This is a genomic window from Candidatus Aquarickettsia rohweri (genome assembly GCF_003953955.1).
Lineage (GTDB): Bacteria > Pseudomonadota > Alphaproteobacteria > Rickettsiales > Midichloriaceae > Aquirickettsia > Aquirickettsia rohweri.
The window spans coordinates 1-7,183 of sequence record NZ_RXFM01000074.1 but is presented as its reverse complement, the minus strand read 5'-3'; the positions used below and the strand labels follow the sequence as shown (position 1 = coordinate 7,183).

The 7,183-nt window shown below is 27.6% G+C and carries 7 protein-coding genes, 1 other RNA gene and 1 pseudogene; 2 read left to right on the top strand and 7 right to left on the bottom strand.

The window, feature by feature from the left end; translation table 11 throughout:
• A partial coding sequence (locus EIC27_RS05225; protein ID WP_126044202.1) for a transposase domain-containing protein occupies nucleotides 1-196 on the top strand: 196 nt, incomplete at its 5' end.
• 81 nt (nucleotides 197-277) lie between these two features.
• On the opposite strand, the gene EIC27_RS05220 is transcribed toward EIC27_RS05225, so the two are convergent.
• From EIC27_RS05220 to ffs, 7 genes and pseudogenes are all read right to left on the bottom strand, one after another.
• Nucleotides 278-2,740 (bottom strand): valine--tRNA ligase, encoded by a 2,463-nt coding sequence (locus EIC27_RS05220; protein ID WP_126045051.1) that lies wholly within the window; start codon nucleotides 2,738-2,740, stop codon nucleotides 278-280.
• A 66-nt stretch (nucleotides 2,741-2,806) separates the two neighbouring features.
• Nucleotides 2,807-3,571: pseudogene (fliP, locus tag EIC27_RS07645) on the bottom strand (flagellar type III secretion system pore protein FliP).
• On the bottom strand, nucleotides 3,552-3,812 hold the full coding sequence (locus EIC27_RS05210) for a flagellar biosynthetic protein FliO (protein WP_126045050.1): 261 nt from the start codon (nucleotides 3,810-3,812) through the stop codon (nucleotides 3,552-3,554). The pseudogene fliP and the gene EIC27_RS05210 overlap by 20 nt, the downstream one beginning before the upstream one ends.
• Before the next feature lie 5 nt (nucleotides 3,813-3,817).
• Nucleotides 3,818-4,558 carry an ABC transporter ATP-binding protein gene (locus tag EIC27_RS05205; protein WP_126045049.1) on the bottom strand — a complete coding sequence of 247 codons (741 nt, stop codon included), beginning with the start codon at nucleotides 4,556-4,558 and terminating at the stop codon, nucleotides 3,818-3,820.
• Between the two features lie 2 nt (nucleotides 4,559-4,560).
• Entirely contained in the window at nucleotides 4,561-5,343 is a 783-nt protein-coding gene (locus tag EIC27_RS05200) for an MlaE family ABC transporter permease (RefSeq protein ID WP_126045048.1), read from the bottom strand.
• The gene (gene alr, locus EIC27_RS05195) at nucleotides 5,340-6,416 is read right to left on the bottom strand and encodes an alanine racemase (RefSeq protein WP_126045047.1); all 1,077 of its coding nucleotides are present in this window, start codon (nucleotides 6,414-6,416) and stop codon (nucleotides 5,340-5,342) included. Before alr ends, EIC27_RS05200 begins: the two co-directional genes overlap by 4 nt.
• A gap of 37 nt (nucleotides 6,417-6,453) precedes the next feature.
• An RNA gene (gene ffs / locus EIC27_RS05190) (signal recognition particle sRNA small type) lies at nucleotides 6,454-6,538 on the bottom strand.
• A gap of 222 nt (nucleotides 6,539-6,760) precedes the next feature.
• Between ffs and tnpA the strand changes: the two genes are divergently transcribed.
• On the top strand, nucleotides 6,761-7,102 hold the full coding sequence (gene tnpA / locus EIC27_RS05185; protein ID WP_126045046.1) for an IS66 family insertion sequence element accessory protein TnpA: 342 nt from the start codon (nucleotides 6,761-6,763) through the stop codon (nucleotides 7,100-7,102).
• The last annotated feature ends 81 nt before the right edge of the window (nucleotides 7,103-7,183 follow it).

Genomic DNA, 7,183 nt, shown 5'->3' with positions numbered 1-7,183 from the left:
GATGTTCTGTGCAACAACTAAGGGTGCTAAAGCTAGTGCAAATATTTATAGTATTATTGAAACTTGCAAAGTAAATAAGATTAATCCTTATGATTATTTAAAATATTTGCTGAATCATATTCATGATTATTCTGATCCAAAAGAGTTAGTAAATTTACTTCCATATAATATTGATAAAAAAATATCATCAAATTAAATTTTTTTTAGAATTATCAAAAAACTTAAGAAACCCAAAGAAAGGCGGATAATACTTGTCAAGATGGGGATATTTTAGCGTTTACACAACTTTAATTAAATATTTACCACAATTTGATTGCAAACTAGGCTCAGCAATACTTTCTTTATAATGAATCTCTTTACAACTACTGGCATTTTTTAAATCTAGTAAAGCTAATTTTGGAATATTTGCACCATTAAAATATATACCACTTAATTCAGCTCTTAAAGAAAGCTCATTGATTGACTTATACTTTCTTACTAATTCCAGTAAATTTAAAACATCAATCCCTGTATTTAAACTACTACTAGAAAAATAAAAACCATCTAATTTTGGCCACATGTTAATCTTATTCACCATTTGATGATCTTCACCATATAAAATAGAATTTAATTCTTCAGTAATATGAGGAATATATGGAGCAAAAAGTTTTAATAATGTATTAAAAACATAGTAAAGAGTTAGCAGCCCACTTTTCTTTTCCTTAGGATTATTATCTGCTTCGTCATATACCCTTGTCTTTATAAGTTCTAAATAATTATCACAAAAATCATTCCAAAAGAAATTTTCAATAAACACCCTAGCATCACAATATTCATAATTCTTGAAAGATGCCGTTGCATTTTCAATAACTTGATACAAACTTGAGAGTATCCACTTATCTAAGTCACAAAAAATAGCTCCAATTTTAATTTCATTTTTAACTGAAGTAATCTCACTATTAATATGACAAATATGTGAGTGGACAAATTTCCCAGCATTCCATAATTTATTAATTAGTTTTTTTCCAATTTTAAAAATCTGGTCACTATAAACTATATCAATACCAAGCTTTGAACTAGATGCCCAATATCTTACAACATCAGCGCCTTGATCATTTATTAATTTTTCCGGCGTCACAACATTACCTTTAGATTTACTCATTTTAGATTTATCTGAAGCTAAACACCAACCACTAATCATTAAATTCTTCCAAGGAATTGAATTTTGATTAAATAACGATTTCACTAAAGTACCAAATGCCCAAGTCCTAATTATCTCATGAGCTTGAGGACGCAGGTCATATGGAAATAATTTATTATGTCTATCTTTGTCAAGCATCAAGTCTTCACTTATACCATGGCTAGAAAGCTGTGGTGTTATAGCACTAGTTGCCCATGTGTCCATTATATCAGTTTCTGGCTCAATTTCTTCTCTGCTATACCCTTCTGGTAAATCAATATAAGGATCAATAGGAAGTTTATTAACATTAGCAATAAGAATCTTACCTTCCTCACCTTTTCTTTTTGAATACCAAACTGGAAATGGAACACCAAAATACCTTTGTCTAGAAATACACCAATCTTGATTTAATCCATCTATCCAATTAGTTAACCTTTCCTTCATAAATTTTGGATACCAATTACATTTATCATTTTTTTCATGTAATTGTTTTTTATAAGGTAAAACTTCAATATACCATTGATTTGTCGGTATAATTTCTAAAACTGCTCCAGATCTCTCAGCACATTTAACATTCTGTACAACTTCATCTTGCTTGACTAATAACTGACTTTCTTTTAACTTTTCTATAGTTAAATCTCTTGCTTCTTTTATTTTAAGATTATTAAGAAAGCCAGCATTTTTCATTTTTCCATATAAATTAATACATTCAATAGTTTCAAGCTTATGTTTTCTCCACCACTCAATATCTTGAATATCACCAAAAGTACAACACATAACTAACCCTGTACCTTTTTCTTTATCAACTTGATGATCTGATAAAATAGAAACATGCTGATTGAAAAACGGAATAACTGCTTTTTTATTTCTCAATTTTTTATATCTCTCATCTTCAGGATGATAAAAAATAGCAACACAAGCAGGCAACATCTCAGACCTAGTGGTTGCAATAACTATATCTTCATTATCTAAGGTTTTAAACTTAATATAATTCAGTGTACCTTTTTGCTCTTTATCAACATTTTCAGCTTGAGCTATTGCAGTTTGATCCTTAACATCCCAAAAACTTGGACCAAATTTTCTTAAAATTTTACCTTTATTATATAAATCAATAAATGACATCTGAGAAAGCTTTCGAGATTTAGAACTAATAGTTTGGTATTCCTGTTCCCAATCAAAACTTAAACCAAGAGATTTATAAACATTTCTAAATTTTTCTTCTGTTTCTAAAACTACCTCTTCACATACTTTTATAAATTCATGTCTACTTAAATCTTTAGCTCTAATCTTTTTGACTTTCTCAACAAGCCTTTCTGTTGGCAATCCATTATCATCAAAACCTATAGGATAAAAAACAGATTTACCGTTCATTCTTTGAAATCTTGCAATAAAATCTGCTTGTGTATAACTAAATACATGGCCCATGTGTAATTGGCCTGAAACTGTTGGAGGAGGTGTATCTATTGAATATATCTCATCTCTTGATTTTGTGTTATCCCATTTATAAATTTTAGCTTCACTCCAAGTTTTTTGCCATTTAGCTTCAACTTCAGCAATATTTAATTTGTCCTTAAATTTCATGTTATTAATAATAGAGTAAATAATAAATTAATTTTAAAAAGCTTTGAAAGTTGTTTCTTAAATATATTAGCCTAATCCATAGCTTTTAACTAAACTTCCACTTAACATATACCAACCGTCAATCATTACAAAGAAAATTAACTTAAATGGTAAAGATATTATAACAGGCGGCAGCATCATCATACCCATTCCCATTAACACAGATGCAACCACTAAATCTATAATTAAAAATGGTAAATAAATTAAAAATCCTATCTCAAACGCTCTTTTTAAGTCACTTAACATAAATGCAGGAATTATAACTCTTAGGGGTAATTCAATTTTTTCTAAATTTTGAGATTCTTTAGCAATATCTTTAAATAAATCTAGATCTTTATCTCTTGTATTTTATTTCATAAAAATTTTAAAAGGATCTATTATTTTTGGTAATGCTTTTTCCTCATCTACTTGATTATTCATAAGTGGCAACAAACCATTTTCATAGGATTTATTAAATGTAGGAAACATAATAAAAAATGTAAGAAATAAAGACAAACTAATAATAACTATATTTGGTGGAGTTTGTTGTAAACCAAGTGCATGACGAAGTATTGAAAAAACAATAGTAATCTTAGTAAAAGACGTAACCATTATTAAAATTGATGGAGCTACACTTAAAATAGTAATAAGGCCAATAAGCTGTATTACTTTATTACTAAATAAAGTTTGATCATCATTATCACCAAAGTCTATTGTTACTCCTTGAGCTTCAGCATTATATAGGTTAGCTCCAAATAAAATAAAAATTATAAAAATTATTAATAATAATTTTCTATTCTTCAGTAATGACATCTATTAAAATATCTTGTTGACTAAGTAATATTAAATATTTTTTTTTCTTAAATTTACACAATACTAATCTTCTTTTATAATCTATATTTAAAGTTTCTTCAAGTTTTAAATCATTGTTCATTACAAAATTACCGAATATTTTTTTATTTTTAATAAATTTTGCAAAAACAGCAACTACTCCAATAATGCTTATTATTAATATTAATATAAAAAAGGCTTTAAAATATATAGATATTTCCATAAAATTTACTTATTTAAAAATAATTTAACATATTCATTATCACTATTTACAGTATTTTTAAGAGTATCTATCCAAAAAATCTCTCCCTCTTTTAATAATGCTACCCTATCAGCAATCTTTTTCATTATTTTTACATCATGAGTTATAGTAATTGTTGTAGATTTCAATTTTTTACTAATGCCTTTAATTAAAGTTGTAATTGTATCTGACATCACTGGATCTAGTCCTGAAGTAGGTTCATCAAGAAATATAATTTCTGGATTAACTGCAATTGCCCTTGCTATAGCCACTCTTTTTTGCATCCCTCCCGACAAACTTGCTGGATACAATTCAACAATTTCTTCGTTTAACCCAACTAATTCTAACATTTCTACCGCATGTTGCTTAGCTCTCTCAATGTTTAAAATACCTGAATTTATTAGGCTAAAACAAATATTATGCCATACAGGCAAACTATCAAAAAGAGCATTACTTTGAAAAAGCATACTAAATTTCTTTATAAATTTTTTTCTTTGAATAATATGAGTGTGTGTAACAAATTCATTATCTATAATAATTTTACTCCCCTCATCAGGATTCAATAAACCTGCTAAACACTTTAAAAGGACAGATTTACCACTCCCTGATCCGCCTATAATAACAAATGACTCTCTTTTTAAAACATTAAAATTTATATCTTTTAAAACCCTCTTATCACCAAAAGTCTTGTTTAAATTACTAACTGATATAAGGTTGTTTCTAGACATAATTACCTGACAAATAATAACCCAGTTATTAGATAATTGAATAGTAAAATCAATATTGATGATGATACCACAGACTGAGTAGCTGCAACACCCACTCCACTTGCACCTCCAGAAGTTTTAAATCCAAAAAAACACCCTATAAATGTCACAATAAAACCAAATACAGCAGCTTTAAACAAACCTGACATGACATCCTGATACTCTAAAAATTTCAATGTACTTCTAATATATGAGTGATATTCAAACCCAATTTTATATACAGCAACAAGATAACCACCAAAAATTCCAATAACATCAGAAACCAATACCAATAATGGCAATACTATTGTACCAGCTACTATTTTTGGAATAATTAAATATTTAATTGGATCAGTGTTTAATGTGTATAAAGCATCTACCTGCTCTGATATTTTCATTGTTCCAATTTCTGCTGCTACTGATCCAGCAACACGACCAGCCAGCATTAATCCCGCCAATACCGGGCCTAATTCTCTAGTTATAGAAATAACAATAACTGAAGCAATTGAACTTTCGGCATGCATTCTTGAAAAGCCAGTATAAGTTTGCAAGGCTAAAACTGCACCTGTAAAAATTGCAGTAAACCCAATCACTGGTAATGAATAAAATCCTATAGTTATTAATTGCTGAAAAAAATTCCTAATATAAAATGGAACTGTAAATAATTTACATAAAACGTTACATAAAAATATTACTAATTCTCCTATATTTTTTAGTAATCTTAATGAAATAACACCTAATGTTTGTATATGTTTAAATAAATTCATTTTATATAAATTCTTCTAGAACTAGAGGAAATATTTGTTAAAATTTCTCTCTGATCTGTATTTGCCCATTTAGCAATTTCTTTAATAGTAATTTTTTCACCAATTAATTCAACACTTTTTATTTTTTTAAATAAAGATTCCGGTAGTGCATTAGCATTTACTGCAATCATATTCATACTCACTATACCAATAACTGGCAAAAAATATCCTTTTGAATAAACCATAGATTTATTACTTAATATTCTTCTATACCCATCGTAATAACCTGCATTAATTATCAATACTTTATCTCCTTTATTTACTTTATAAGTCGCATTATAACCTATATATTGCTTTTTATAAAAAATTTTTCTATTTAAAACACTTGCATAAAATTCCACAACATTTAGCATTTTAACATCATTATTGTCTTCTAATATATTAACACCATATAATGCACTACCTGGCCTTACCATATTAAAATGATACTCATGTCCTAAAAATATACCTCCTGAATTTGCCAGTGTAAATTTTGCATCAACAAATAAATCTTGAATATTTTTAAATAAGTCAAGCTGTTCTTTATTCAAAAAATGTTCTTTTTGTTCAGAACAAGATAGGTGACTCATAATCAGTTCAATTTTACATTTTTCTAAATTCAACTGTTTTATTTCCTCTATTTGCACACCTTCACGACCAATACCAGTATCAAAATTTAAAACTATATTAACTTTATCTTTTACATATAGATTAATCAAATTTAATTGTTCTATACTACTAACTACAGGTATAAAATTATTTTCCTTAATAACTTCAAGCTCTTCATAACTGTTAATACCTTGAAAAATATAAATATTTGATTCAATAGATACACATCTAACTAAAAATGCTTCTTTTAAATTTGTAACCCAAAAATTTCTACAACCAACTTCATATAAAGCCTGACTTACTTCTTTTATTCCTAAACCATATGCATTTGCTTTAACAACTGCAGAACAAATAGTTTTATTTGAGTTCAAAAAAGACTTTAACTTTAAATAATTTTTTTTAAGGTGCTCTAAATTAACTTGAATATATTGATATTTATCAAACATTTTTATAAAAAAGATACTTCCTTTAAACTTGCATAGGAAGCAAAATGAGACCCAAAAATCTAAGCTATGGCTGCTTCTTTTCAGACCTGACCAAGTTAGCAAATAATTTTGCCCTCATCAAATGCTTCCATGCGAAAAATAAATCAAGAAATTAAATTTTGCAAGTTATTTAGTTTTGATTTTGTTATGTAAACGCTAAAATATCCCCATCCATTATATTATTTTCAAACTCCTCTCCTACTACCTGACTAAGCTTATCTATTGATTTGTAAGCGCTAAAATAAGGGCATCTAGGCAAGAATAAAAATAAGTGGTAGAACAAAAGCCTAAAAAAATAGAGGCTAATGATGCTATTAGAAAAAAAGAAAAAAAGAATAAGTAATGAAAAATGGAAAGAGCTAGTAGAAGAATATAAAAAAAGTAATGTAAGTAAATATGAATTTTGTAAGAAAAAGAATGTGCCGAGAAGTACATTTTATAAATGGCACAGAATTCTTGTAGAAAATAAAAGAAATACAGTAAAAAATAAATTTATACCAATAAGAGTGAAAGAATGCGAAGAAGAAAGAAGTGAAGAAATAAAATCAGAGATGATAATAGAAAGTAAAAAGGGGATAAGAATAGGGTTTAATAAAGGATGCAAAATAGAAGAGATTAAAGCGATAGTAGGAATTTTAGAATGTTAATAGGAAGTATAAGAACCAAAATATTTATATATAATCAAGCATGTGATATGCGCAAATCAATAGATAAGCTTAGTCAGGTAG